The 26441-nt window shown below is 46.8% G+C and carries 24 protein-coding genes and 1 tRNA gene; 6 read left to right on the top strand and 19 right to left on the bottom strand.

Annotation, left to right across the window (positions count from 1 at the left end):
* Window positions 1-113: 113 nt before the first annotated feature.
* Window positions 114-1016 carry a hypothetical protein gene (locus HMPREF3090_RS02645; protein WP_067976173.1) on the bottom strand — a complete coding sequence of 301 codons (903 nt, stop codon included), beginning with the start codon at window positions 1014-1016 and terminating at the stop codon, window positions 114-116.
* A gap of 214 nt (window positions 1017-1230) precedes the next feature.
* On the opposite strand from HMPREF3090_RS02645, the gene HMPREF3090_RS02640 reads away from it, so the two are divergent.
* Window positions 1231-2628 (top strand): L-cystine transporter, encoded by a 1398-nt coding sequence (locus tag HMPREF3090_RS02640; RefSeq protein WP_230080812.1) that lies wholly within the window; start codon window positions 1231-1233, stop codon window positions 2626-2628.
* A gap of 56 nt (window positions 2629-2684) precedes the next feature.
* Here the strand turns inward: HMPREF3090_RS02640 and HMPREF3090_RS02635 are convergent, their stop codons facing one another.
* On the bottom strand, window positions 2685-3242 hold the full coding sequence (locus HMPREF3090_RS02635; protein ID WP_067976170.1) for a DUF2628 domain-containing protein: 558 nt from the start codon (window positions 3240-3242) through the stop codon (window positions 2685-2687).
* A 150-nt stretch (window positions 3243-3392) separates the two neighbouring features.
* Window positions 3393-5054, bottom strand: coding sequence for a G5 domain-containing protein (locus tag HMPREF3090_RS02630; RefSeq protein ID WP_070485857.1), 1662 nt, complete (start codon window positions 5052-5054; stop codon window positions 3393-3395).
* Between the two features lie 196 nt (window positions 5055-5250).
* Between HMPREF3090_RS02630 and HMPREF3090_RS02625 the strand changes: the two genes are divergently transcribed.
* Entirely contained in the window at window positions 5251-5499 is a 249-nt protein-coding gene (locus tag HMPREF3090_RS02625; protein ID WP_067976168.1) for a hypothetical protein, read from the top strand.
* 191 nt (window positions 5500-5690) lie between these two features.
* Here HMPREF3090_RS02625 and HMPREF3090_RS02620 read toward each other — a convergent pair.
* A tRNA-Ala gene (locus HMPREF3090_RS02620) sits at window positions 5691-5763 on the bottom strand.
* Between the two features lie 217 nt (window positions 5764-5980).
* On the opposite strand from HMPREF3090_RS02620, the gene HMPREF3090_RS02615 reads away from it, so the two are divergent.
* Window positions 5981-6742, top strand: coding sequence for an SDR family NAD(P)-dependent oxidoreductase (locus tag HMPREF3090_RS02615; RefSeq protein ID WP_070485855.1), 762 nt, complete (start codon window positions 5981-5983; stop codon window positions 6740-6742).
* Window positions 6743-6787: 45 nt separating this feature from the next.
* Entirely contained in the window at window positions 6788-7912 is a 1125-nt protein-coding gene (locus HMPREF3090_RS02610) for a pyridoxal-phosphate-dependent aminotransferase family protein (RefSeq protein ID WP_070485853.1), read from the top strand.
* A gap of 51 nt (window positions 7913-7963) precedes the next feature.
* Here HMPREF3090_RS02610 and HMPREF3090_RS02605 read toward each other — a convergent pair whose 3' ends face one another.
* Genes HMPREF3090_RS02605 through HMPREF3090_RS02590 form a run of 4 tightly spaced genes read right to left on the bottom strand, consistent with a single transcriptional unit; the run spans window position 7964 to window position 11579 of the window.
* Entirely contained in the window at window positions 7964-8290 is a 327-nt protein-coding gene (locus HMPREF3090_RS02605; RefSeq protein WP_067976163.1) for an MTH1187 family thiamine-binding protein, read from the bottom strand.
* Window positions 8291-8307: 17 nt separating this feature from the next.
* Window positions 8308-8775, bottom strand: a complete 468-nt coding sequence (locus HMPREF3090_RS02600; protein WP_067976162.1) for a hypothetical protein — start codon at window positions 8773-8775, stop codon at window positions 8308-8310.
* A 13-nt stretch (window positions 8776-8788) separates the two neighbouring features.
* On the bottom strand, window positions 8789-10360 hold the full coding sequence (locus HMPREF3090_RS02595) for a vWA domain-containing protein (RefSeq protein WP_067976160.1): 1572 nt from the start codon (window positions 10358-10360) through the stop codon (window positions 8789-8791).
* A gap of 19 nt (window positions 10361-10379) precedes the next feature.
* Window positions 10380-11579, bottom strand: a complete 1200-nt coding sequence (locus HMPREF3090_RS02590) for an AAA family ATPase (protein ID WP_067976158.1) — start codon at window positions 11577-11579, stop codon at window positions 10380-10382.
* Between the two features lie 144 nt (window positions 11580-11723).
* Between HMPREF3090_RS02590 and HMPREF3090_RS02585 the strand changes: the two genes are divergently transcribed.
* On the top strand, window positions 11724-12590 hold the full coding sequence (locus HMPREF3090_RS02585; RefSeq protein ID WP_067976156.1) for a fructosamine kinase family protein: 867 nt from the start codon (window positions 11724-11726) through the stop codon (window positions 12588-12590).
* Window positions 12591-12638: 48 nt separating this feature from the next.
* On the opposite strand, the gene HMPREF3090_RS02580 is transcribed toward HMPREF3090_RS02585, so the two are convergent.
* From HMPREF3090_RS02580 to trkA, 3 genes are all read right to left on the bottom strand, one after another.
* The gene (locus HMPREF3090_RS02580; RefSeq protein WP_067976154.1) at window positions 12639-13571 is read right to left on the bottom strand and encodes a dihydroorotate oxidase; all 933 of its coding nucleotides are present in this window, start codon (window positions 13569-13571) and stop codon (window positions 12639-12641) included.
* A 187-nt stretch (window positions 13572-13758) separates the two neighbouring features.
* Window positions 13759-15207, bottom strand: a complete 1449-nt coding sequence (locus tag HMPREF3090_RS02575) for a TrkH family potassium uptake protein (RefSeq protein WP_067976152.1) — start codon at window positions 15205-15207, stop codon at window positions 13759-13761.
* 3 nt (window positions 15208-15210) lie between these two features.
* Window positions 15211-16575: a Trk system potassium transporter TrkA gene (gene trkA / locus HMPREF3090_RS02570; protein WP_070486015.1), complete on the bottom strand. Its 1365-nt coding sequence runs from the start codon at window positions 16573-16575 to the stop codon at window positions 15211-15213.
* A 328-nt stretch (window positions 16576-16903) separates the two neighbouring features.
* On the opposite strand from trkA, the gene HMPREF3090_RS02565 reads away from it, so the two are divergent.
* Complete coding sequence (locus HMPREF3090_RS02565) at window positions 16904-18127, top strand: NADH-dependent flavin oxidoreductase (RefSeq protein ID WP_067976148.1); 1224 nt, start codon at window positions 16904-16906, stop codon at window positions 18125-18127.
* A 72-nt stretch (window positions 18128-18199) separates the two neighbouring features.
* Here HMPREF3090_RS02565 and HMPREF3090_RS02560 read toward each other — a convergent pair whose 3' ends face one another.
* The 8 genes from HMPREF3090_RS02560 to HMPREF3090_RS02525 form a co-directional block, all read right to left on the bottom strand.
* Window positions 18200-18895, bottom strand: a complete 696-nt coding sequence (locus HMPREF3090_RS02560; protein ID WP_070485851.1) for a class A sortase — start codon at window positions 18893-18895, stop codon at window positions 18200-18202.
* Window positions 18896-18945: 50 nt separating this feature from the next.
* Window positions 18946-19314 carry a DUF4430 domain-containing protein gene (locus tag HMPREF3090_RS02555; protein WP_067976143.1) on the bottom strand — a complete coding sequence of 123 codons (369 nt, stop codon included), beginning with the start codon at window positions 19312-19314 and terminating at the stop codon, window positions 18946-18948.
* A gap of 320 nt (window positions 19315-19634) precedes the next feature.
* A complete protein-coding gene (gene phoU / locus HMPREF3090_RS02550) occupies window positions 19635-20303 on the bottom strand; it encodes a phosphate signaling complex protein PhoU (protein ID WP_158444761.1) in 669 nt (222 codons plus the stop codon).
* Between the two features lie 86 nt (window positions 20304-20389).
* Window positions 20390-21031, bottom strand: coding sequence for an MBL fold metallo-hydrolase (locus HMPREF3090_RS02545; RefSeq protein ID WP_067976141.1), 642 nt, complete (start codon window positions 21029-21031; stop codon window positions 20390-20392).
* A gap of 303 nt (window positions 21032-21334) precedes the next feature.
* Window positions 21335-23173 (bottom strand): translation elongation factor 4, encoded by a 1839-nt coding sequence (lepA, locus tag HMPREF3090_RS02540; RefSeq protein WP_067976139.1) that lies wholly within the window; start codon window positions 23171-23173, stop codon window positions 21335-21337.
* Between the two features lie 219 nt (window positions 23174-23392).
* Window positions 23393-24535, bottom strand: coding sequence for an ABC transporter substrate-binding protein (locus HMPREF3090_RS02535; protein ID WP_067976137.1), 1143 nt, complete (start codon window positions 24533-24535; stop codon window positions 23393-23395).
* Window positions 24536-24559: 24 nt separating this feature from the next.
* Entirely contained in the window at window positions 24560-25297 is a 738-nt protein-coding gene (locus HMPREF3090_RS02530; RefSeq protein ID WP_070485849.1) for an ABC transporter ATP-binding protein, read from the bottom strand.
* Entirely contained in the window at window positions 25298-26323 is a 1026-nt protein-coding gene (locus tag HMPREF3090_RS02525; RefSeq protein WP_070485847.1) for an ABC transporter permease, read from the bottom strand.
* Window positions 26324-26441 lie beyond the last annotated feature (118 nt).

Here is a 26441-nt window from a genome sequence, read left to right as displayed (position 1 = left end):
CGAACCCGACTAGGGTGTGAGACTTGGTACTTAGATTCGGATGATTTAGGAAGAAAGCAAAAAAAGGCCAGGGTTAACCCCAGCCTCTACCTACTTCTTTGACATCTATTCAATTAATAACCTGTTCCAGTCTCATCCCCTGCTTGTGGAGCCGGGTCCGGACTTGTAGGGGCAGGTTCGGTCCAACCATTATCAGTAGCCGGTGCTTCTTGATTTTGCCAGCTTCCACCCCCATTATCCGCAGGGGCTTGCCAGCCCTGGCCTTCATCTGCAGGCGCTTGGTCGTCGCCAGAGAAAAGATTGCCGAGCCAAGACTTGGCATATTCCCAGCCTTCTTGGATCAAGCTGCCCCCATCTACCCTAATATCTGGTGCATTCAGTGAAATGTTAGGGAGGTAGACTTGGGCCTGTCCCAAAGCAAAGTAGCCTAATACTAAGGCGAGGACGATTACTAAGAGACAGCCCCCACAACCGCAACCCCGGCGCCGTTTCCTAGGATAGGGCTTATATTGGGCCTGGTTGGCTAAGGCTTGGGCCTCTTTGGCTTCCTTGGCTCGCTGGCGCTCCTCGGCCAGAGCAGCCTTCTTCTCTTTCCAGGGTTCTTTCTTGGCCATCTCATGCTCGATTCCCCGGTTAATGGCCTGGCCGCTAGCCTGGACGCCCCGCTTCACCTGCTGGCCTAAGCCGGAAAGAAAGGCTGCCCCTTTACTCTCCATACTCGAGTCAGTAGGACCTTGCTTATCTTCTTCTACATAGTCATCAGATTCTTCTTCCTCTACTTCACTTCTTATCTCATCTTCAATCGGTTTTTCATTGAGAACTTCCACCAGGGCATCCCGGTAAGTTTCCAGCTTAAGCTGTTGGCGGTGGTTTTCCCGGGATACTGGTCCAGCTGCTAGCTCTTCCAGTTCATCTTGGACTTCTAAATATTCTAGCTCCAGATCAGGCCGGTCTTCTTGGCGTAAGAAGGCCTTTAATTGGTCTGGATTATCAAAGTGCTGATTAAATTTTACCATGACTCGTCTCCTTTAAGTGCAAGCCGATCAATCACTAATCTGCTCTCAACATCTGCTTTAAAGCTATATTATACCATTTCTTCCCCTCAAAAAGAGAAAAATGATAAAAAATCGGTCTCGAGGCTTATTAGGTGCATTCTAATAAAAAATAAGCTATAATATTCTCAGTTCATCAGCTAATAAATAGTAAGTGAACAAGAAGGAGGTATGCATTTTGCAAGTTATTATTACTTTACTCATATTTGTTGCGCTCTGCCTGGTCCTCAACCAGATGAGCCGCAAGCACGTTAAATATTCCAACCGCGTCTTCACCGGTCTGGGCTTAGGGATCGTCTTTGGACTCCTGATCCAATTCATCCTAGGCGCTGAGAGTGAGGTCACTGCGGAAATTATGGACTGGATTGATATTGTCGGCAAGGGCTACATCAACTTCCTACAAATGTTGGTTATCCCACTGGTAATGGTTTCCATGATCCGGGCCTTTACCAAGCTCGACCACGAACAATCCAACCTCGGTAAGATCGGGACAGGCGTTATCGGAACTCTACTCATTACCGTTGCGATTGCCGCATTCATCGCTATCGCAACCGGAGTCCTCTTCAATTTAGATGGGGCCGAATTTGCCCGGGGCGCTACTGAGAATGCCCGGATTGACCAATTAGTAGAGCGTAATTCGGAAATCGCTGATTTAACCATCCCTGAAACCATCCGTTCCTTCATTCCGGTGAATGTCTTCGCGGATATGGCGGGTAGCCGGTCAACTTCGACTATCGCTGTTGTTATCTTCTCTGTCTTTGTGGGGGCTGCCTATCTCGGTGTGCGCCGCCACCATCCAGAAGAAGCTGAAATCTTTGAAAAGATTATCAACAGCCTCCATGCCATTGTTTCTCGTTTAGTCACCCTGGTCCTTCGCATTGCGCCATACGGGATCTTCGCTCTGATGACCAAGGCCCTAGCGACTTCAAGTATTTCAACCATCCAAACTATGGCAACCTTCATTGTAGCTTGTTATGTGGCCTTGATCGTGATGTTTATCATCCACATGATCATCCTTGTCCTCTTTGGGATTAACCCCATCCAATATCTCAAAAAGGCTGCCAATGTCTTGATCTTTGCCTTCACGGCTCGGTCAAGTGCAGGTTCCCTGCCCCTAAACATTCAGACACAAACCGAAGCTTTGGGTGTGGATACACCAACTGCTAACTTCTCAGCTACCTTTGGCCTATCCATCGGTCAGAACGGTTGTGTGGGGATTTACCCTGTTATGTTAGCCGTTATCGCAGCACCAGCTGCCGGCATGTCCTTCTCTGACCCAAGTACCTGGATTACCATCATTGCAGCAGCTACCATCACCTCTATCGGGGTATCTGGTGCAGGTGGTGGGGCCACATTCGGCTCCCTCATTCTCTTTGGTATGTTAGGACTCCCTATCGAAGTTATCGGGCTCATGGTTTCTATTGAACCGATCGTTGACATGGGACGTACCGCCCTTAATGTCAACGACTCCATTATCGCTGGAACCGTGACCTCTAAGGCTATGGGCAACATGAACCAAACCATCTTCAATGATAATGAAGCCCTGGTTGAACCAGAAGATGATGTTGACCGTTAATTTAAGAAAATAGCTCATAAGAAAAGACCAGTCAAGTAGCTTTTGACTGGTCTTTTTTAGTGAAATAATTTTGCTAAGTTAGGCAAGCGCTCACCGTACTTGAGATAACGGTACTTAATGTAAATCCCGTAGCGGCCTGAAAAGAAAGTAATCAAGACCAGCTTCAACCAGAAGGCAAAAGGCAGACAGGTGAGAGCGATCAGAATGAGACCGAATTCCCACAAACCCTGATAACAAAACCAAAGCCCGCTAAAGATAAAGGCCCAAATATTAAAGCGTCCCTTGTCTCTTTCCCCACTGGCTTCAATCTTCTCCATCTCTGCTTGCATGGCTGGTGTCTCCCCGGCAAATGGAAAACGTTCCAAATGAATCTGGGATGACTTCGCCTGGGCCAGCCCACAACGGGAACAGAATTTCTGCCCCACTAAGAGACTGCCCCCACAGCGCCGACAGTAAGCCGTCCCTATCGAAGGATCCTGGTCACAATTATAGCAGTAAGAGGCCTGTTCATGGAGCCGGTAACCGCAGTGGGTACAGTAGGCCTTGGGGGCGCTTGCCTTTACCAAGTCCTCCTTGCGGTAAGTCGCTGTATCGATTAAATCTTCATTTGTCATTATGCCGCCTCCTCATTAAGTCTCTTATTCTACTATAACCTTTTTTGACCCGTTAAAAGCGAATCACTCCTGAATAAGCCTAAGGAACTCTTGAATAACAAAAAGCCCAAGCTCCGAGAGAACCTGGACTCTAAAAATCGATAGAAAAAATTATTTGCGGCGTTTCAACAAAGCAGCACCAGCTGCGACTAGGGCAAGGCCAAAGCCTGTAAAGGACACAGCAACTGCCCCTGTCTTAGGTAGAACAGAATGCGCTGATTGGGATTTAACTTGGCTAGCCTGAGCTTGACCTTGCTTGGCTTCCTTAGGTACAAGAGCAGAGACTTTCCCTGGCTTAGTTTCCTGTTTTCCAGGCTTAGCAAGTGACTGACCTGGCTTAACTGCACTTACAGGCGTTTGGTCTTCTACTGGCGCTACTGGGTCTTTGTCTTGACTTGGAGCAACAGCGGAAGGATTAACTTCTGTAGGCTCTGTGTTCATAGGAGCTACCGCACTAGGGGACGTAGAAGAAGGTTTACTTGGTGCACTTGGACTTGTAGAGGTTGGTTTAACTACAGGTCGACTTGGGCTTTCCTTCTTTGGATCCGTGTTTGGTGTGTTAGTATTTGTTGGCTGGGTGTTAACTGGACCAGTTGGTTGGCTTGGGTCCGGCTTCTGATCTGGTTCCTCAAGCGGTGTCGTTGTAGCTATTGGGCCTTCATTAGCTGGGTCAGTTGCTTGTGGATCCTGTTTCGGTTCTTGATTTGGTTGTGTATTTGGTCCTGGAGTTGGTTCTAATTTTGGTGTTGGGCTTGGTTCTGGCGTTGGAGTTGGTTCAGGTATTGGCTCTGGTTGAGGGCCCGGTGTAACAGGTGTCGTTGTTTTTTCAGGTTCCTTAGTACCAACTAAAATGATTTTATTTTTCGGTTGACGAATAACAACACCCGTCGAATCTCTTAAACCATCCTCACCTTCTTGTTTAACGATATTTTTACCTTTTTCAAGTGTTGAATCTTCAATTCTTTCCACTTCAAAAGGAATAGGCTCAGTTTTTTTCTCTTTTTCAAGTTTACCAGCTGGATAATCGGTATCGCCAGGTTTCATAGATAAGGTCAGAGCGCTGATTGGATCATATGCGTTCTTGTATTTAGAAGCATCGACACCTGGAGCATTTTTTGAGAATCTACCATAACCGAAGGAAATATTAAATGGATTTAAGATTTGATAAAGGTGACCATTTTCCCCTGTGAATTTCCCATTAGCCGACTTCAAGGCAGGCAATTCTGCAGTGGTCCAAGCTTCAAAATCTGCTTCGACAGAATTGCGACCAAAGCTCAGATTTTCACCCCAAGCATTACTATTATGGTATTGGGGCTCACTTACGCCATCTGGTCCCTTATGGTCAAGCTTACCATGGATGGCTGTTTCTTCTGCCCGGATATAGGCATCCTTTTCATTCATCCGGTCATAGCGGATGTCATTAATATACTGTTCCTTGGTCAGGCCTTGCTTAGTCACGTAGTCTTTCAGTGAAGTGCCTGCAAAAGGAACTGTTTCATCGTCATAATAAGTATTACGAGTGTTGCGGACGAGTTCTAAAGTTTTCTCAGCTTCTTGAGGATCTTGGATTTGGTAGCCTGCATTGCTAGCATCAGCACTTGGAGCAGTTGTGGGTTCTGCAGTTCCCGCCGTTGTGATGGCAGTCGCAGCGCCTGTATCAGCTGTTCCAGTCGCTTCAACCACTTGCGGGTTAGCTGCGAGGAAGCCAGCAAGAGCTACAGAAGCGAGGCCAAGATTTACTTTACGAAATGAGAGTGTTTCTTTATTCTTCATATAATCTCCTCCTTATTCATAATATAAGTATACTACATTTTATAATTAAAAACTTATTACTTCCTAAACTGTCATTAATCACTCCTGAATAGAATAAAAGCCTTAGATTAAAAGACAATTAGATGAAAATACTTTCAGTCAGAAGGACTTTGCGGTATAATAAGGCTAAAATTTAGACATATAAGGTGGATGACAAATGCATATTGATGATGTAAAAGAATATTTTTTAGAGTGCTTTAAGCTTAAGCAATCCATTCGTACTTCTTCTATGTTTGTAGGGATGACACTGAGCATCTGTTTTTGCCTAGTAGTCTTACTGGTCATCTACCTCTTCTCACCCGTCAGCTATGAAAACTTCTTCTTGCGCATCTTTGATGTTATCCGCTACCTTCTGCTGCTGATTTTCTTCTTAAACATATGGAAATATTTCTCGTCAAGAGCCTAATGCTAAAAGCAGCGCTCCAGGTTAAATTTTTTCCTGGAGCGCTGCTTCTTAGTACTTCGTATTTTTCAGACTTTAAAAGTTGATTGATAATATTTAACATCGTTATATAACAAAAAGCGGGAAGATCACACAATAAATTGCTATCTTCCCGCTTTAAACGTTAATACATCAACATTTATAGGATTATCTTATGGAGACGATCGGGCTCGAACCGACGACCTCTACACTGCCAGTGTAGCGCTCTCCCAACTGAGCTACGCCCCCGTCAATAAGACCATTCTACCTAATTTCCAATCGAAAGGCAAGGGCTTTTTGTAATTAATTTTGCTATCTGAGAAAATGTACAGAATGTGCAAATATATACACTTGCTTATATCGGATTAAACCCCGAAAGCAATTAAACTAATTTGCCCTTCATAAATAGTTAAACTCTGAATTGAAAACCTTTCCATGTTATACTGGAGGCAAAGGAGGATGACGAATGCAAGAGTATACATTAATTACAGGTGCCAGTTCAGGGATCGGTCAAGCTTATGCGCGTTTGGCTGCTAGCCAAGGGGAGAACCTCATCTTGGTTGCCCGCCGCGAAGACCGGCTGGCTGCCCTAAAGAAGGAATTTGAAGAAGAATTCACTGGAATCAAGGTGGATTACTTGGTCCAGGACTTAAGTCAGATTGGAGAACTAGAAACTTTTTACCAAAAGACTAAAGCTTATCACATTAAGTGTTGGATCAACAATGCGGGCTTCTCTAATAGTAAGGACTTCCTCAGCCAGACGAGTGAAGAAATATTAGAGCTGATGAAGGTGGATATGCTAGCCCCTACCCTGCTCAGCCAGTATTACTTGCGCGATTACCAGGCCGTCGAGGGAGCTTGCCTGGTCAATGTTTCTTCAGTGGCAGGCTATGAGCTGATGGAATCTTCCCCCTTCTACAGTCCGATGAAGTTCTATATCAGCGCCTTTTCCGAAAATATTGGCCGCTATCTCCATAACCAAGAGGCAGCAGTCCAAGTCAAAATTTTAGCGCCGGCTGCTGTCAACACCGCTTTCATTAATGTGGCCTCCCAGGACGAGAGCCTGACAGCTGATGATGTTTGGAAACGTTACAATGAAGCGGATGAGATTGCTGCCTTCCTAGACCAGCTGATTAAGAGCGACAAAGTCTTAGCTAAGGTAAACCTAGACAGCCGCGAATTTGAACTTCTCGACCCGCAATTACCCAACCGGTGGGCAAAAGATTAGAATTGTATTATAATGAATAAAATGATTTTGAAAGGAAGTTTTACCATGTTAAACCTTAGTCCAGGTCCTTCCCATGTGACTGACAAGGTCCTCAAAGCCTTTGCCCAGTCGAAGACGAATACTGACCTTGACCATGACTACACCAACTACCAGCGCCAAGTGGAAAAGAAAGTTTCGCAAGTCCTACAGACGGATGCCCCTTCCTTCTTCATGATAGGCGAAGCCCTTATCACTTTAGAAGCGGCCATCTTTTCCATGGTTGAAGCGGGTGACCGGGTCTTAGTCCTCTCCAATGGGGTCTATGGCGCCGGCTTTGCGGACTTCGTGCGTTTTGTCGGTGGTCAGCCGGTCCTCTTCGAACAAGACTGGCGGCACGGCATTAAACTTGATGAATTGGAAGCCTTCTTAGAAAAGGACTCTGATTTCCAAGTGGCTACTTTTGTCCATTGTGAAACGCCTACCGGGATTTCTAATGACATGCACGGCATCGGAAACTTGCTCCACCGCTATGGCATCTTATCCATTGTGGACTCCGTCTCTGGAATCGGAGGCGAAGCTATCGACTTTGACCGCGCCCAAGTGGACGTCCTGCTCGGCGGCAGTCAAAAATGCTTCTCTGCCCCGGTTGGCATTGGTACCGTAACATTGTCTCAAAAGGCCTTGGACCGGCTCGACCAGCGGCAAAGTCCCATCCCTTCGTTCTATTCCAACTTTAAGTCCTATCTTAATTTTGACAATGACCATTTCGATTTTCCTTATACCATGAGCGAGAACTTAGTCTATGCCATGGACGCTGCCTTAGACCAAACCCTCTCCCATGACTTCGCCGCTAAGCACGCCAAATGGGCTGATAACACCCGGCAGCTTTTCCAAGAAGCAGGTTTTGAACTCTATGCCAAAGACCATCCTGCCAATACCCTAACAGCTGTACTCCTTCCTGAAGGCTTTAGCAGTTTTGACGTCATGGCAGCAGTTAAAGAAGAAGGCCTCTTAATCGCTAATGGCGACGGCCCTCTCGGTGAACGCATCTTGCGGATTGCCCACATGGGATCCAATATGGAAGTCGAGTATTTTGAGGCCATGTACAAGGCCCTCGACAAAGCCTTCCAGAAAGTCGGCATCCCTAGCCAAGTCTCCCTAGCCGAAGCCTTCCGTGCCTCTGATTTATAAGCTTCGCTAAAAAAGATTGACTCCAGTTTTTTATCTGGAGCCAATCTTTTTTTAATCTTCTTTATCAGCCAATTTTTTCTCTTCCCGGGCTAGGCTGGCCTTCTTCTGTTCAAAGGCATTTTCTCGGCCTGGGCGGATATCAGCTCGGAAGCTAATTTCGGTGCGGATGCCATTTTCAGCCAAGACCTTAGCTGCCTTGGTCACCACCGCCATCACTTCATCCAAATCCCCTTCAATTTCGGTCGTCATCGCGTGGGTCTGGTAAGACAGTCCTGAATCTTGGATCACCTTCACCGCTTGGATGACATATTGTGACAGGTGGTCACCTTGTCCGTAAGGGGCAATAGCGAGCGCACATAGGGTATTTAATTGTGACATATTCAAAAGCTCCTTTCCTAATCATCTAAACCATAGCGAGCCTTGTACTGGCTTACTTTCTGTTTGAGTTCGGGAACGCCATCACGCATGAGTTGTTCCCAGATCGATTCCTGGCTCCCATGCCGGGTAATACTCGACTGGGAAACCCTTGAAGCTTGGCTTTGGGCCGCCTCTTTGACTTGGACATAGGCTTGCCATACGGCCTCTAGGAAGTCATCTTCCACTTCATCGACTACTCGATGTTCCTGACGATAGAGGTTTCCCTTCCGGACGAGACTCTCCTTCTGGTAGCTGGACTCCCAGTGGTCGAGATAGCCTTGCGCGACCATATAGAAAGCCGCTTCATCCGAAATCTCCGAAAAGTTAAAGTGAGGTTCAATTTCTAGGGCCTCTAATTCCGGATAGCTGAAGGATTGAACCAAGGGCAAGTAATCCCCAAATTGCACCCGGATTAGCGCTTTTTTCAGGTCATGTGTTTGCGACATAAGCCTCCTCCTTCTAATCATGGGTTTGGCGCAGACGGTTTTGCATCAATTGATTATTGTAGGCTTCACTTTGACGCAAGTAGAGAATCTTGCCATAGCTTTCGGTCGACAAGGGGTTCTCTTCTTGAGGATCAGCCTGGGTCAAGATCCAGTACATGTTATGGTAGCCATAGCGGTCGAAACCATCATCCCCGTAACCGTCTGTAAAGTAGACAGCAACCGAATTATGGTCGTTAAAGCCATGGTCATGGAGCCAGTCAAAGGCGGGTGCAAAGCTCGTCCCACCCCGCCCTTCAAAAGAAAACTGGGATAGGGTCTGATGGGTCAAACGTTCAGCCTTCACCACCTTGGTATCGACTTGGACTAACCAGACCTGGTTGCCCAAAGTCTTTTGGATATTGGCCAGTTCACCTAGGCTATAAGCTAGGGCTTCCTCATTTTGCGAGGCGGAGGTGTCAACAAAAACAATCAGGGTTGTTGCGGTATCCAAGACCCGGCCAGGTAAGTCGATGCGGAAGGGCTGCCGTCGGTTCATCCGGTTCTTAGACAGGCGGTAAGGAACGGGAGTCGCACCCTCGCCCCTCTGGATAATCTCCTTCCAATTGATGGCCCGTGACTTATTCATCGGCTTAACCTTTTCTGATAATTGGCCCGACAAGTGTTCCCGCATCTCATCGGTCAAGTCATCATAGGCCTTACGAACCAGGCCATTGATGATCTTACGATGGAGGTCGTTATTCTTACCCTGGGGGATGACCTGCTGCATGGAGAAATTCTTCTTCATTTCGTCGTTTAGCTGCTCGGCAGAATCAATGCGCAAGTCCGAGAGCTTGTCTTCATCAAAATTACCCGCTAGCTGACTATATAGGTCGTCCATCTGCCCCGACCCCTTCATCTTCTCGAAGGTCGATAAGGTCCGGTTGTGGCTAGGATGGGAGGGATCATTAGCGATTTTCTTCATCTCTTGGTAATAATAGAGAGTCCCCTTCTTCTCCTGCAGGCGGACATCGAGCTTCTTTCTTAAACCAGGCAGGGAAACGGCGTGACTGGGAAGGTCTTGGATGTACTGGTTAATCTCTGTTTCCATTGCCACGCTCATGACCTTGGCATCCTCCGTCTCTTGAAAGGCCCAGTCATAATCGGTCATATGATTAAAAATTATGTGGTAGCAAATCTGACGGATCCCCGCTAACATTTGCTTAGGACTCTCATAATACATGAAGAAAAGGATAGGGTTGATCGTGAGTGTAAAGCGTAAGCCCTCAAAGGATAAGTTCATGGGCTTAGCTAGGGTCTTACTCATCTGCCGGTCCAAGCGGTAAATAATACCCGCGAAGAGGCTATCGTTAGCCCCACTGTAGCTGCGGTCCGTCATTAGAGAGGCCGTTAAGAGGCCAATGAATTCGTGCATGAGGTCAGAAAAAGTCTGGTAGTCTTCATCCGCCCCAAAATTCATATAAATAATGAAGGCGATCCGCAAGCGGAAATAGCGGTCATCAATATTATCGATAGCGAGGCCCTGCTGGCTAGAACCCATTAAAGCCAACAATTCATCCCGACTTTTATCTGTCTTGATTCCGTCCATACAGGTCTCCTTTCCCTAATTATTTCTTCGATACAGCCATAGTGATCTCAAAGGCCCGGTCCACATAAGCGTCAAAATTCGAGAGAGCTTGGTTCAAGCGTCCCAAAGCTGAGGCCGCTTCGGCTTCGGTCAAGCGCTTGACCAGGCTATAGACCTCATCTGCTTCCGTTGCCAAGAAGAGATCCAGGTAGCGGTTAAGCAGGTCCTGGTCGGTCAATAAATCCTCATGGTCCAGAAGATAGGCAGTCAGGTCTTCAATCACCCGCTTCTTGCGGATGGCCTCCATAGCTTGGTAGCGGTCTAGGATAGAAGCATCCAAGTGGGGGCCTTCCGCTTCAACCACTTCCGCTGCCTTGATAAAGTCGCCCTGGTGGGTTTGGAGGTAGGAGAGGAAGACTTGACCGGCTTCTTCACCGATACAGCCGTCAATCCCTTCAACGAGGAAGGCCAAGAGGTCATCATCCGCTAAATCAAGCAAGTCATAGCCTGCCCCTTCATAATTATAGAAGAGTTCCGATAAGCGTTCATAAGCACGAGGGGTCGGATTCTTATCCCGGGTCTCATCAATCACAATGAAGTATTGCCGGCCTTCTGCTTGGAGGAAGTCCCGGATGAGCGGATGGATCATGGAATGCCCTGGCCGCTTAGGATGGTCAGCTTGGGCAAAAGATTCCAGCCACTGGTCTAAAGTCGTTCCCATCCGAATCCGCATGGTCCGGTCATTAATAGCCATATCCCGGGCATTGGTCGCATAGGAAGAGCCTTCAAAGCCTTCAACATCAGAAGACGGATTTTCCGCCGTAATAATAACCACATTGTCTGGCAGGTCGATCCCCATAAGATTGCGTTGGAGGACCAGGTTCATCAGTTCGCCTTGGACCATAGCGATCGGCCGGTTAAATTCATCGAGGAAGAGGATGACTTTTTTATCCGGATTGGCCTCAGCTGCATCGACCGCCCCTTGGACTTGCGGGTTGAGATAGTAATCGATTCGGTCTTCCTTAGGCACCGGCATAGTTAGGTCCCCAGGCTGTAAGAGCGAACAGGTAATTTCAAAGAAGGGAAAGTCATTCGCAGCGGCGAGTTCACGCACGAGCTGGGACTTACCAATCCCCCCGTGTCCCACAATGTCTGTTACAATATTTGAATCTTCTTGAAGCAATAAATTAATTCCTTTAAAGACTGCTCGATAAGTCAGCCCCGGCACTCGGTCTGCCATCGACATCCACCTTTCTTGTGTTTCATTTCATCTTCTTCTATTATAACAAAGATCCCTGCTTGAAACTAATCCTAGCTTTTGAGCTTTCCTCCAAAAACCACTAGAATAGACATTGTAAGCGACTAAAGATTTAGGAGGATAAGCATGTATGCATTAACTGACCAACAAATTGCCCAATTGCCATTAGACGCTATCCAAAAGCTCACCCCCGTAACAGGTGGTGACGTCAACCAGGCCTACCGGGTTCAAACCAGCCAAGGCGACTATTTTCTCTTAGTGCAAGCTAACCGCCGAGAAGATTTCTATAAGGCTGAAATCGCTGGTTTAAAAGCCATGGCTGAGGCCGGGGTCCGCGTGCCGGAAGTCATTGCCCATGGCGAATTAGGCCCGGACGCCTACCTCATTCTAGAATTTATCCATGAAGGACAAGGCCAGCAAGCGGATCTCGGCCAGATGCTGGCCAAGCTCCACCAGAGTCACTCTGACCGCCATCAATTCGGCTTCGATCTCCCCTACCAGGGAGGCGATATCCGCTTTGAAAACACTTGGAGGGATGCTTGGAAAGACTTCTTTATCGACCAGCGCTTGATCCCCCTCGAACAAGCCATCAGCCAAAAAGGGCTCTGGCAGCCAGAAGACCAAGCCAACTATCAGAGGGTCCTTGAAATAATTAGCGAGACTTTAGACCAGCATAGCTCAAGCCCTTCCCTCCTCCACGGTGACCTCTGGGCAGGTAATTATATGTTTGACCAAAACGGCCAACCGGTTCTTTTTGACCCGGCCTGCTTTTATGGGGACCGGGAATTCGACTTAGGGGTCAGCCTGGTTTTTGGCGGCTTTAGTCCTGACTTCTACCAAGCCTATAATGATGCCTATCCCCTAGCTCCCGGTGCCCAGCAACGCCTAGAATTCTACAAACTCTACTTCCAAGCCCTCCATCTCTATAAATTTGGCGGCATCTACCTCCAATCCGTCCGCCAAACTATGGCGCGGATTAAAGACCAGGCCTAAATTTTTCCATCTAAAAAAGCTGCGCTTTGACTTGCACAGCTTTTTTAATTAATCCATATATTTTAATTTACCACGGAAGTCTTCAATGGACTGGTAACCTTTTTCCTTCATGATGGCTTCGAGCTCTTCTGTCAGGCTCGCAAAACAGCCTTCCCCTTCTTCATAGAGGGTCGTCCCTACCCCAACCATGCTGGCTCCGCAAAGGATATGCTCAAAGACATCTCGACCATCGCATACGCCGCCAGTCCCGATAATAGCGATCTCTGGCCGCAAGCGTTGGTAGAAGGCATGGACATTGGCTAGGGCTGTTTCCTTAATGGTTTCGCCACCGATCCCACCAAAACCTTGCTTGGGTTTAATCACGACCTGCTCGTCATGGATCACGAGACCATTGCCCACCGAATTAATGCAGTTAACGTAGGCCAAGGGATAGGCGTTGAGGATATCCGCCATCTGGTCAAAGTGACTGGGATCAAAGAATGGGGGCAGCTTAACCCCTAGGGACTTGGTAAAGAAAGAAAAGACCCGTTTTAAGATCCGGTCAGTTGTTTCAAAATCATAGGCAATCTGCGGCTTCCCGATAACATTGGGACAGGATAGGTTTAATTCCACGAGTCCCTTGAAGTCACTCGCTTCGACCTCTTCTAAGATTTTGTAGATTTTCTCTTCTTCCAGTTCAGTAACAGAGAGGAAATAAGTTTTATCCGGTTTAGCCGCTTGGAAGTCTGCTAGGGCTTGGAGGTAGTAAGGCAAGCCTTGGTTGGGCAGGCCGGAGGAATTAATGCTCCCTAAGGCAAAAGTCTCCACTCGCGGCTGGGGATTTCCCTCCCGCGCTTCCAGGGTAGCCGTTTTAGTGATGAAGGTCCCCGCTGCTGAGTCATCCAATGCAGCAAGTTCTTCCTTCCTTTCACAGGAAACACCCGAAGCGTTCATAAGACAATTAGAAAAATGAAAGTGATGAATTTGACTTGGTACAGCCATTGATAAGTCCTCCTAATCATAAATTATAAAAAAGAACCCCCTAAATGAAATAGGAAGGTTCTAAAGCAAATACTTTGCCTATAAAAAGAGGGATCCCGTCAAAAGTAAGCATTTCTTCTGTCATTTGATGGGTCCCTCCTCTTTTTATTTCTTTTTATAGTTTAGCGATTTTGCCCGATCCTGTCAATTAGATTTTTTGCCAGGTGTGCTTGGAGAAGAGCAGGAGCATCGGATAGATCTCTAAGCGACCAAAGAGCATAGCGAAGGATAGGACTAGCTTGTTCCAATCACTTAATTGGGCAAAGCTCTCAGCTGGCCCGACTTCTCCTAGGCCGGGTCCGACATTGTTATAGGCCGTCGCGACAGCTGATAGGATGGTCTCTAAGTCACCCATGGAAGGGGCGACCAGAAGAACAAAGAAGACAAAGAGCAGGACATAGGTCACAAAATAATTCTTGACGGTCGTCAACCAAGCCGTGTCCACTTGCTTGCCTTCCATCCGTGAGGCGACGGCCTGGTTAGGATGGATGATTCGCTTGGTATTAGCTAAGAAGCTCTTCCATAAGATGGTCAGACGCGAAACCTTGAGACCCCCCGCCGTTGAGCCGGCACAGCCCCCGACAAACATTAATAAAAGTAAGATCACTTTAGAGAATTCTGGCCATTGGTTAAAGTCATTAATGGAAAATCCGGTTGTGGAAATCACCGAAGCAACAGTAAACAAGGCTTCTTCGAGGGCCTGACCGAGGCCAGCCGTTTGATCTTTAATATTCCAAATAATCAAGGCCGTCGCTCCAGCTACAATCAAGAGGTAATTTCTTAACTCCTCATTTTTAAAAGCCCGGCGGTCTCTTTGGATAAAGAAAAGGAAGTAGAGATTAAAGTTGACCCCGAAAATTAACATGCCTGCCGTTAAAATATAATTGATCAGACTGGAGTCATAATAAGCAACACTGGTCGCCTTAATCCCGAAGCCCCCTGTTCCGGCCGTCCCAAAGGCATGGAGGATGGCGTCAAAGACCGGCATCCCAGCTAGGACCAAGGCCAGAATTAAGACGAGGAAGAAGACGAAGTACAAGGCGTAGAGGATCCGGGCGGAAAAAGATAAGCGGGGAACGATTTTACCGAAGCTGGGTCCCGGAACCTCAGCACTCATGATCTTACCTGCCCGGCGGTCAACACGGGGCAAGGCGGCTAGAACAAAGACCAGGATCCCCATTCCGCCAATAAAGTGGGTAAAGGACCGCCAGAAGAGGACTGAATGGTCGAGTGATTCGACATCGGTCAGGATACTGGCCCCCGTCGTGGTAAAACCACTCACGGTCTCAAAGAAGGCATCGAAGAGCGAATCCATGCTGCCAGTAAAAATAAAGGGCAGGCCCCCAAAGAAGCTCATAATGATCCAAGACAAGGCGACCACCAACATAGATTCCTTGGTATAAATCGCTAGATTCGACAACTTGCGCCGCCCCATCAGCCCTCCAGCCAACATCAGGAAAAGAGCTGGCCCTAGAAAGGCGAGGACATTATCCCAACCTTCCTGGTAGAAGAGAGCCACTAAGACAGGCAGCAACATGAGGAAACCGCAGACGGCGAGTATCCGGCCTAGGGTATGGACAATTACACGTGTATTCATGCCCTACCCCCTTAGAATGTCATCCAGGTCGGAGATATCACGTTGGTAGGCGACAATAATCAAGCGGTCGCCAGCCTGTAACTGGTCATGGCCGCTCGGGATAATAATTTGTCCCTGGCGGAAAATCGACCCGATCATCACATTGTCGACCAGGTTAATTTCAATTAAGGACTTACCGACCAAGCGCGAATCCGAAGCCACTGTGAACTCAATAGCTTCTACCTGGTTATTGGCAATGCGGTAGAACTTCTCAATATTAGACCCATAGGAACGTACAAAGGAGCGAACCAGGTGGATAATACGGTCCGCGAAGAGCTGGTGGGGGATCACTACGGTCTCCAGGTCCATCAGACCAGTATATTCGATCAAGGCCACCCGGTCCATCTTAGTCAGGGTCTTACCGATACCAAGACGCTTGGCCAGGATACTGAGAACAATATTTTCTTCGTCAATCCCCGTCAGGGTAATGAGGGCATCAAAATTCTCCAAATATTCTTCAAATAATAGGTCTGGATGGGTCCCGTCGCCGACAATAACCACTGCTTCTTCATTCTCAGCAGCTAGGCGGAGGGCCTTTTCCTCCTTGCGCTCAATCACCTTAACCGCAATCTTTCTTTGGATGAGTTTTGGCACCAGGTGGAAGGCGATATTGGAGGCACCCACAATCATGGTCGAGCGGATCTTCTTGGTCGACCCACCTAGGACCTTATAAAATTCGCGCAATTGCTGGGAATCTCCTGTCACATAGACCCGGTCATTGGCCCGAATCACGAAGTCCCCATAAGGAATAAAGATTTCGCCCTGGCGTTCCACCACGCAGATCAAGATCTTATCAATATGGTCAAAGACCGCTCCTAACTGGCTAAGAGCCAAGCCATCAATCTGGCTGCCCTCGCTCACATCCAAACTAATCAGATGTGCCCGGCCCCTGAAGAAGGACTCCACGCTAAAAGCAGAGGGATAGTCTAGGTTATTGAGCATTTCAGTCGCAGCTTCCAGCTCAGGATTCACGATGAGGTCAATCCCAAGTTTGCCATTAGAGAAGTTCAGATAATCCGTATATTCCGGATTAGACACCCGGGCAATGGTATACTTGGCCCCTAATTCCTTGGCAACGATTGAAGCCATTAGGTTGATTTCATCATAATTGGTCACTGCAATAAAGACATCGCAGTCTTTAATATTGGCTTCTTCTAAGACGCTGATGGTCGCTGCATTTCCCAAGACTCCCATAATATCGTAGTTGGCAAGCAAGTCTTCTAATTTATGAGCATCTTTTTCAATCAGTGTCACATCATACTGTTTACTTGAAAGGTCCTCGCATAAGGCGGAGCCAACTGCTCCAGCCCCCACAATTGATATTTTCATTTGACTTAACTTCGCTTCTTTCTCTTTATCATTCATCTGCTAAGTTATCATTTGGGCATGAACCAGCTCAACTAAGCGCTCGTTTCGATCCTTAAAGCCCATTGCTTCATTGGGGCGCAAGCTTAATCATGCAGAGCTCTGACCGGCATGATCTAACGCCGAGCTATCAATCTGCATCACTGAAATCTCTTAACTTAAAGGTTTGCCCCTCCTACTCAGCACTAACTATAATAGTCGAATGCCCTAAAAAATGCACGCCTTTTTTAAAAGTTTTTTAAACTAAAAAAATATGCTATAATCGGTAATAAATATGATAGGAGGAAATCAGATGTCCAAACAAACAACTGCCAAATACCAGGCCCTTTTTGAGCCGGTTAAACTCCCTAATGGAATTGAACTAGCAAACCGCTTTACCCTCAACCCCCTCACCACCAATTCATCGTCAAGAGAGGGCTTCGTGACCGATGAAGACCTCTTCTACGCTGAGAGACGGTCGCAATCCGCTCCCCTGCAAGTGACGACTGCTGCCTATATTGAAGACTATGCCCAACTCTTCGAATACGGCCCCAGCGTCCGTGATGACCGCTTCATCTATGGCTTGTCCAAATTAGCTGAAAGCATGCAAAAAGACGGCGCTAAGGCAATCTTACAGCTCACCCATGCTGGCCGCTTCGCCAAGATTGCCCTCCAGGACTACCATGTGGTCTATGGGCCTAGCCGGATGGAACTGAAGACACCGGTCGAACATACCGTCTATCCTATGAGCCAGCGCAAGATTGACCATGTCATTGCCCAGTATGCCGCTGCCACCCGCCGAGCTATTCAAGCAGGCTTTGCCGGGGTGGAAATTTCTAATGCCCAACGTCTCCTCCCCCAACAATTCTTCTCCCCCTTCTCCAACCAGAGAGACGATCAATATGGTCCCCAATCCATCGAAAACCGGGCCCGCTTCGGGGTTGAAGTCACAGCTGCTTGCCAAAAGGTGATTGAAGAAGAAGGAGCTACAGACTTCATTCTTGGCTTCCGTGGCACGCCAGAAGAAACCCGGGGCAGCCAAATTGGCTATACGGTTGAAGAATTTAACGATTATTTCGACCGCTTGCTCGATGTCGCTGACCTTCAATACTATGCCATCGCCAGCTGGGGACATGATATCTATAAAGAAAAGGTCCGCGCTGGCAAATACGAAGGCCAGTTTGTTAATGAAGCGGTTTACAACCATGTTAATGGCCGTGTGCCCGTCATTGCAACCGGTGGAATCAATAGCCCTGACAAGGCCCTTGAAGCCTTCCAATATGCGGATATGGTGGGCCTGTCTTCCGTCTTTGTCACCGAACCTGATTTCGTGACCAAGTTGGAGGCTGGCCGAGAAGATGAGATTGACCTGGGCTTCGCAGTTGAAGAACTCGATGACCTGAAGATCCCTCACCGGGCATTCAAAGACCTGGTTGAATTTATGGACTTCGGCGGCTCCCTCCCCCAAGAATCTCGCGACCGCTTGCGCGAACTTGCTGAACAAACACCCACCTCTTACTTCAAAGAATACAAATAAAAACCTAAAAAATAAGCGACCCTTCCTCACTAGCAGAGGAAGGGTCGCTTATTTTACTTTGTTAATTTTTGCTTAGTAGATATGTTCCACGTCACGGTATTCACCCTTGAAAAGGTCCAAAGTCTTTGGATCAGCTTGGTCAAAGTCAATGGTATCGACTAGCTTGGCTTGGACAATCTTACGGTTGGGGTCATCCCCTAAAGCCTTGGTACAGGTCATCAGGGTCAACATAGCCTGGTCAGTCTTAGGATCAACCAAGTCCACCCGTGTTTCTGGAACCACCTCATTAAAGTCGACCTCGAAACGATAAATTTTATCTAAGTCAGTCACATAGATCGAATCTCCCATCTTGGTCTTGTCCAAGATAGGCGTAAGGAGAAGGTTTTCTCCAAAGTAATTCATATTATGACTGGTAATGGGATAATTTCCCTGGCCTAATTTTTGTTCGCCGGGGAAGAAAGTCGAGGCCCCGTGCAACATATTTTCTTCGGTTAAACCGTCGAAAATAGGCACGTAAATGTCAGCATCTGGATAAGCCACTGCTCCAATCACAGGAATCACCGAATTTAAGCCCTTAATCCGCTCTTTAGCAGCGGCGACCTCTTCCGCACTAGCCTTAGCCTCTGCTTTAGAGGAAGCAAGTTCCTGGCTGCTTTGACTGCTTGCTGCCTCATGGGCTTCCTTGACGGGCGCCTTCTCCGCCGAACAAGCGCTGAGAATAAGGGCTGCCAGACTTAGGGCTGCCAGATAATGTGTCATTCTTTTCATGGTTTTTCTTCCTTTCTAAACTAGCCCATCATCCTTAGACGGAGGACCAGCTAGCTTATCTTATCAAGTTTCCAGACGACCTGGTCGCCTCTTTCGATCTGCACCTGGTCTAAGGGGATATCGCTCGATTCTTGGTTTAATTCGTAGCGCCACCAGCGCTTAGCTTGGGGATCTTCCCGGTAGCCATTGATCGCTTGGATATAGTGGCTGTCCGTTTCAAGCTCAAAATGATCAGCCATGACATCGAGCAAAGTTTCCCCAATGACTTCTTCTTGGGGCATGCTTTTATCTTCCACCAGCTTGCCATCCACATAGACTTGGATGGTCAAATCTTCCTGGGGCTTAACGTTTTGTTGGCAAGCCCCCAAGCCAGCGATCATAAGCAAGCCCAAGAAGAAGCTCCATAATCCTTTTTTCAATGCTTTCCACCTTTTCTGTGAAAATTTCCTTAGCTAAGTTTATTCTAAACTAATTTTTATGACTTGTTAAGCTTGAAGGTCTAAAATCCCTAAATGAAAATCTCCCTTAAGCTAAAGAAAACCACCAGCTAGATAGCTAGTGGCAAGATAGATTGATTAATCTTAAAGTCCTAAGACTTGATTAAGCTCTTCTCTTGATAAGTAAATGGATGGCTTCCTTCCTCCAAATTCCTCATCAATGAAATCTTTGACTTCATCTGAATGGTAAACAAGAAAAAAAGCCAGCCTCTTTCCAGGCTGACTTCTCTAAATAGAAGAGACTAGGCGTTCAGATCCACCATGTTGCCATCTTCCATATAAAGGACGCGTTCACAAATATTGGTGGTGTAGTCCCCTAAACGTTCATAGTTTGAAGCAACAGAGAGATAAGCAGCTGCGCTTTCGCTAAGGTCTGCATTGTCCCCTGCTGTGATTTCATCAACGATATCATTGTGGACTTGCTTGTAGAGGGCATCGACTTCATGGTCTCTTTCCGCAATTTCCTTAGCTGCTTTAGCATCTTTAGCAAAGAAGGCAGCGATGGCATCTCTAACCATAGCCTCTACTTTAACTGACATTTCGCGAATTTTTTCTTCAATAGCTGGCAAGCGCTGGGAGTCAGCAATGACTAGGGAAGACTTAGCGATGGATACAGCATGGTCGCCCATCCGTTCTAAGTCTGAGGTTGCTTTTAAGATCGAAGCAATCATCCGTAAATCATTGGCAACGGGTTGTTGCAGGGCAATTAAGCGATAGCAGTCCCGCTCAATTTTAAACTCGTATTCGTTGATCTCATCATCATTTTCAATAACTTGCTGGGAAATGACAACCTTGTGATCGAGTAAGGCATCACTTGAATGTTCGATCGCTTGAAGGGTTAGGTCTCCCATGCTTTTAAAGAGTTCGCTCAGTTCATGTAATTGGTTATCAAATGTTTTTCTAATGGACATTGTATAATCCCTCCAGGTTGTAATATTAAGCATTATTTTCTAATTTAATTATAACCTAGCCCAGGCTAAATTGTAAGTAAAATCTCTTAATTGGGTAGTTGGAAAAAGGGATTATGATTTTTTTCTTCAGCAATTGTTGTCTCCCCCATATGACCTGGGAATACCCGTGTATTTTCGGGGAGGGCGAAGAGTTTTTGGATGATGCTTTTAAGAATAGTTGCTGTATCCCCACCGATTAAGTCTGTCCGACCAATAGAATGACGAAAGAGGGTATCTCCAGAGAAAAGGACGCCCTCTTCTTCAAAATAAAGGGAGACCCCGCCCGGCGTATGGCCTGGGGTATGGAAGACTTCAAAGCTAAAGTCCGCTAAATGGTAGGTCTTGCCTTCTTGATAAGTCTCTTCAGCTGGCCGGCAGGTCAGGACTTGGGAAGCAAAACCGAGACCTGATAAGTTCTTCTCAGGAGAAAGCAAGTAGTCCTGGTCAGCAGGATGGATATAGACAGACGCCTGGCTATAGTCTCTAATGGCCTCCAAAGCCCCAATATGGTCACAGTGGCCATGGGTGAGTAAGATGGCTTCTACTTCTAAGCCTTGATCTTCTAAATAAGCGATAATCCGATCAGGCTCAGCTCCCGGGTCTAATAAAAGGGCCTTGGTCGAGTCTTCCTGGTTGATGATATAACAATTTGCCTGGAGTGCCCCAACTGTTAACGTTTTGATTTGCATATGACAACCTCTTTTCTATCTTTTAGCTTATTCTAACACAGGAGAAATTTGACATAAAATTAACAAAGAGAGTGTGACAAAAGTCGATCAGGCCTGAACCAGCTAACGCATACTATATCTGTAACTCGCTGCGCTTCGAACAGCTATAGCAACTGTCCACAAACTATGGGAAATCGTTGGTAAACGATTGGACATAGTTCGTGAAGTGGATGTCATGCCTGACTTTTGGAACACGTTTTTGAAAAATGTTCGCTTTTTAAAAAGAGGCCGGAACTTTTGTCCCAGCCTCCAAGTCGACAAGACTTAGGCATCGTCATCCATATTGAGAATGGCAAGGAAGGCTTCTTGTGGCACTTCCACTGAACCAATGGCCTTCATGCGCTTCTTCCCTTCCTTTTGTTTTTCCAGCAGTTTGCGTTTCCGAGAAACATCCCCACCATAGCATTTCGAGAGCACGTTCTTGCGGAGGGCCTTGATATTGGTCCGCGAAATGATCTTGTTGCCAATGGCGGCTTGGATGGGAATTTCAAATTGTTGACGCGGAATAACTTCTTTCAACTTGCTGACGAGCTGGCGACCACGCTCATAGGCAAAGTCTTTGTGGACAATAATCGAAAGCGCATCGACCACTTCGCCGTTTAAGAGGACGTCTAATTTAACCAATTGACTTGGCCGGTAGCCTGTAATTTCATAGTCAAGGGAAGCATAGCCCTTGGTATTCGATTTTAATTTATCGAAGAAGTCATAGATGACTTCGGCTAGGGGCATGTCATAGATCACCGTAACCCGGATATCATCAAGATAGTTCATGGTCACAAATTCACCCCGCTTGCGCTGGCAGAGTTCCATGACTGCGCCAACGAAGGATTGAGGAACCATAATTTCAGCCCGGACATAGGGTTCTTCAACATGGTCCACTTCCGTATTATCTGGCATTTCCGATGGATTGGACACTTGAACGACCTCGCCATCCGTCTTATAGGCCTGGTAGATAACGGAGGGTGCCGTCATAATCAAGTCCAGGCCAAAGTCGCGTTCTAAACGCTCCTGGGTAACATCCATATGCAGGAGGCCGAGGAAGCCACACCGGTAACCAAAACCGAGCGCGGTCGAACTTTCTGCTTCAAACTCCAGGGAGGCGTCGTTTAAGTGAAGTTTCTCTAGTGCTTCCCGCAAGTCAACATATTCCGAAGAATCGACAGGATAGAGTCCACAATACACCATGGGTTGCATCTCCCGGTAGCCTGGTAAGGGTTCAGAAGCTGGATTAGAAGCCAAAGTAACTGTGTCCCCCACCTGGGTATCTTGGATGGTCTTGATGCTGGCGGCTAGGTAACCCACATCGCCGGCCATTAAATAATCTCTTGGAATCGGTTGAGGGGACATAATCCCTAGTTCCGTCACATCGAATTCTTTACCATTGCTCATCAGTTGGATGGTATCGCCCTTTTGGATAATCCCATTTTGGACGCGGATACTTAAAATAACGCCTTTATAGGCATCATAAACTGAGTCAAAGATTAAAGCTTGAACAGGTCCCTCCAAGTCGCCTTGCGGGGCTGGGATATCATGGACGATCTGTTCAAGAATTTCTGGAATCCCAATTCCTGCCTTGGCACTGGCCAAGACTGCTTCACTAGCATCCAGCCCGATCACATCTTCGATTTCTGTGCGGACCCGCTCTGGATCGGCAGCTGGTAGGTCAATTTTATTAATCACAGGCAATAATTCCAAGTCATTCTCTAAGGCCAGATAGACATTGGCCAAGGTCTGCGCCTCAATCCCTTGGGCTGCATCAACCACCAGGATAGCCCCTTCACAAGCTGCTAGACTCCGTGAAACCTCATAGGAGAAATCGACGTGTCCTGGCGTATCAATCAGGTGGAAGATATATGTCTCCCCATCATTGGCCTGGTATTCTAACTCCACCGCATTTAATTTAATGGTAATGCCCCGCTCCTGTTCTAGGTCCATGGAGTCGAGGAGCTGGTCGTGCATTTCACGGTCGGAAACAGTCCCCGTCTGCTGGAGAATACGGTCAGCCAAGGTCGACTTGCCGTGGTCAATATGGGCCACGATTGAGAAGTTTCGAATCCGCTCTTGCCTTTCTTTTAACTTTTGGATATCTAATTGATTTGACACCTAAATATTCACATCCTTATAAGCATTGTTCGTTAATGATCTATTCTCTATTTTAATGTAAAGAGATAGGATTAGGCAAGCTTTGTCTTTACTTCTTCGATGTTTTGTATAAAATAAGAAAGCTTCGGCCCGCTTAGAAATGGCTTAGCAAGTTTTTAACTCGTCCAAGCTTTTTGAGGGTCCGAAGCTAAAATATTTTTACTCTAGGCTTAACGCAGCTTAATTATGACCAACAAAGTCTTGAATGTCAAAGCCAACTGGTGCATAGAGTTGATTGTACAAGTCATCGGGATTTAAGGATTGGTCGACAATACCGAGTTCTTGGTAGTCCGCGACGATTTCTTTGACTGTATCAGACATTTGGTCTTGGGTCGGATGGTAATCTAGCGAATCGATAAAGTCATATGAAATTTCTTCATCACCTGTTAAGAGGTCTTCTTCAAAGAGATAGTTGATATAGGCATCTGAATCCTCTTCGGCCCAAGCATTAGCCTTGTATAAGGCACGGGCTAGACGCTTAGCAGTGATTGGATTTTCTCTAGCGAAGTCCTTATTAATATAATAGGCACAGCACACTTCATCTTTGAATTCGGGCGTGTCCGTCGTGGAATCGAGCTCTTTGAGTGTTCCGTTCTTAACAAAAGGATCCGCCACGTTCTCATCGAAGATGGCGCCATCTAATTCCCCATTGGCAATAGCTTGAGGGGAGGCACTGGAATCTGTACTGACCCAGTCGATAGAATCAGTATCTACACCAGAATTTAAGAAGAAACGCAAACCAACATTGTGGTCGGATTCGCCCAAACCACCGTGGATCCCTATCTTAGAATCCGCCAGGTCGGCAGAAGATTCCGCTTTAGAATCAGCAGCTACATAGAGGCCTTTACAGCCGGTATGCATGGGCCCTAAATATTGGGCATTCACGCCATTGATAATCGGAATTAAAGTTGGAGTAATTAAGCCGGCCCCAAGTGCCACCTGACCCGTGCCCACAGCATCGATCGTTGTTTGCTGGCTCTTCACCACTTCAACATCTAAGCCTTCTTCATCGAAATAGCCTTTCAATTCAGCCACATTAACGGGAGCCGTGCAACCTGTTGAGTTAATCACTTTGATGGTTTTCCCATAAGCTGGCTCTTGTTTCCAAGCCTCTTCATCATCGACATTAACCGGTTCGAGGGCGACAGCTTCCGTGCCGCCTCCAGCTTCAGCTCCTCCTGTTTGGACTTGTGAGTCAGCCGCCTGACTCTCCCCATTCGCCTCTTGACTGGCAGATTGGCTCTGGTTGACGGAGGTGTTACAGCCAGCTAAGGCCAGCCCACATAGGCCCAGTGTTAACCATTGTTTCATTGAACGTTTCATTGAAAACTCTTCCTTTCCATCTACTTAAAAATCTAAAGCTTGTAAGATATCATTGCGGTAATTAATAAAGGCTTGGCTAGTTCGGCGACGAGGGTAGTCGAGGTCAATATCCACAATCTGGCTGAAGCGTCCAGGATGAGGCTGCATAATAACCACACGTGTCGCCATATAAACTGCTTCTTCCACATCATGGGTCACCATGATCATTAAATTGTCACTGGACTGCCATAAGCTGATCAATTCATCCTGGAGACTAGCTCTAGTAAAGGCATCCAAAGCCCCCAGAGGCTCATCTAAGAGAAAGACTTCCGGCTGGTTGATCATGGTGCGCGCTAGACTAACTCTTTGGGCCATGCCCCCTGACAACTGGTGGGGATAATAGTGCTTGTAAGCCTCCAATCCGATCAAGTGAATGATACGGTCGATTTCCGTTTGGTCCACTTGTTTTTTCATGTCTTGAGAATATCTAATGCTTTCTTCGACGGTTCGCCAAGGAAATAAAGTGGGATTTTGAAAGACCATGCCCCGGTTAGGATCTGTATCTTCAACTACTTGGTCATTCAAGCTGATCCGTCCCTTAGTTGTAGGCGTTAAGCCCGCGATCATATTCAGTAAGGTTGACTTACCACAGCCTGAGGGGCCGACGATACAAACAAATTCCTGGTCGCTAGCTTCGAAATTAATATCTTCTAAGACGACTTGGATGCCTCCTTCCGTTTTAGGAAAGGCCTTGTAAACATGCTCTAAATTTAACTGTGTCATCTAATCCTCCTTCCATTTTAACGTGCGATCAGAAAGCCAATTGAGGATAAAATGAACCGCTAGGAATAAAAGACAGATGACAATAATACCCGCGTACATCTTATCGTATTCGGCCCAATTCTTCTGCCAGGTAATGTAGAAGCCCAAGCCAGACTCAACCCCCATCATCTCCGCGACAATCAGGGAGGTACAGGCCGTGGACATCCCTTGGACTAAACCAGAAAAAACGGTTGGCAACATAGCTGGGAGTGTAACTGAGCTAATCAGCTGCCTTTGACTCGCACCTAGCGTTTTAGCCACTGCATAGTAGGCCTTATCGATCTGATTTACCCCAGAGAAAGTGGCATTATGCAAGGCAAAGAAAACACCCAAAGCGATAATAAACATGGCCCCTTTTTGTAAGGAAGCGGCTAGGACCATGACAATAGGAATCCAGGTAGTCGTGGGAATCGATCCAATCACCGTCACAAAGGGAGAAATCCAATAATTAATTTTTTTGTTATAACCAGAGAAGATACCCGTCAGCACGCCTAAGACGGCCCCAATAATAAAACCTTGAAAGAGTAGGCTAATGGAGGCTAGGGCAGATTCAACTAAGAATGACGCATCCCCAATCATGGCATTAAAAATCTTATCAGCCCAGGGAAAATAAGGTAAGAGTAAAGTCGCGGTCTTCAAAGTTAAGATGTCGTAGACCATCAAAAGGATAAAAATTAAACTTTGGAAAGGCGCCCCCTTCCGCCATCTTCTGAATTGCTGGTCACTGATTTGTGCCCAAATGGCTCGCAATAAAAAATAGACCAGAAAAACCCCTAAAAAGCCGGCATAGAGATAGGTATTGGTGTTGCCGGGATGGTTAGACAGGTACAGGTACTCCAGTAAATGAAGCAAAGAAGCTAGGGCCGGAAAGAAACAGACTAGGCGGTTCCAATTTTTCTCTGCTTGACTCTTAGGCCTAGCCTCTAAATCTTTTAGGTCGTCCTCAGTCAATTGACTGAGGGATTCTTCGTTAATTTCTTCTGCCATCACTCGACCTCCTTTAAAATTTAATCATATGTAATTGACTCTATCATAATACAACCTTATTATCTTTTAAACTATTAATTTTCGTTAAGGCTTGATCGAAAAAGCTGAACCTATAGTT

Source organism: Aerococcus sp. HMSC23C02 (genome assembly GCF_001806805.1).
In the GTDB taxonomy this organism is placed as follows: Bacteria; Bacillota; Bacilli; order Lactobacillales; family Aerococcaceae; genus Aerococcus; species Aerococcus sanguinicola.
Note: the sequence above shows the minus strand (reverse complement) of the source record. Positions and strands in the feature narration are given on the sequence as shown.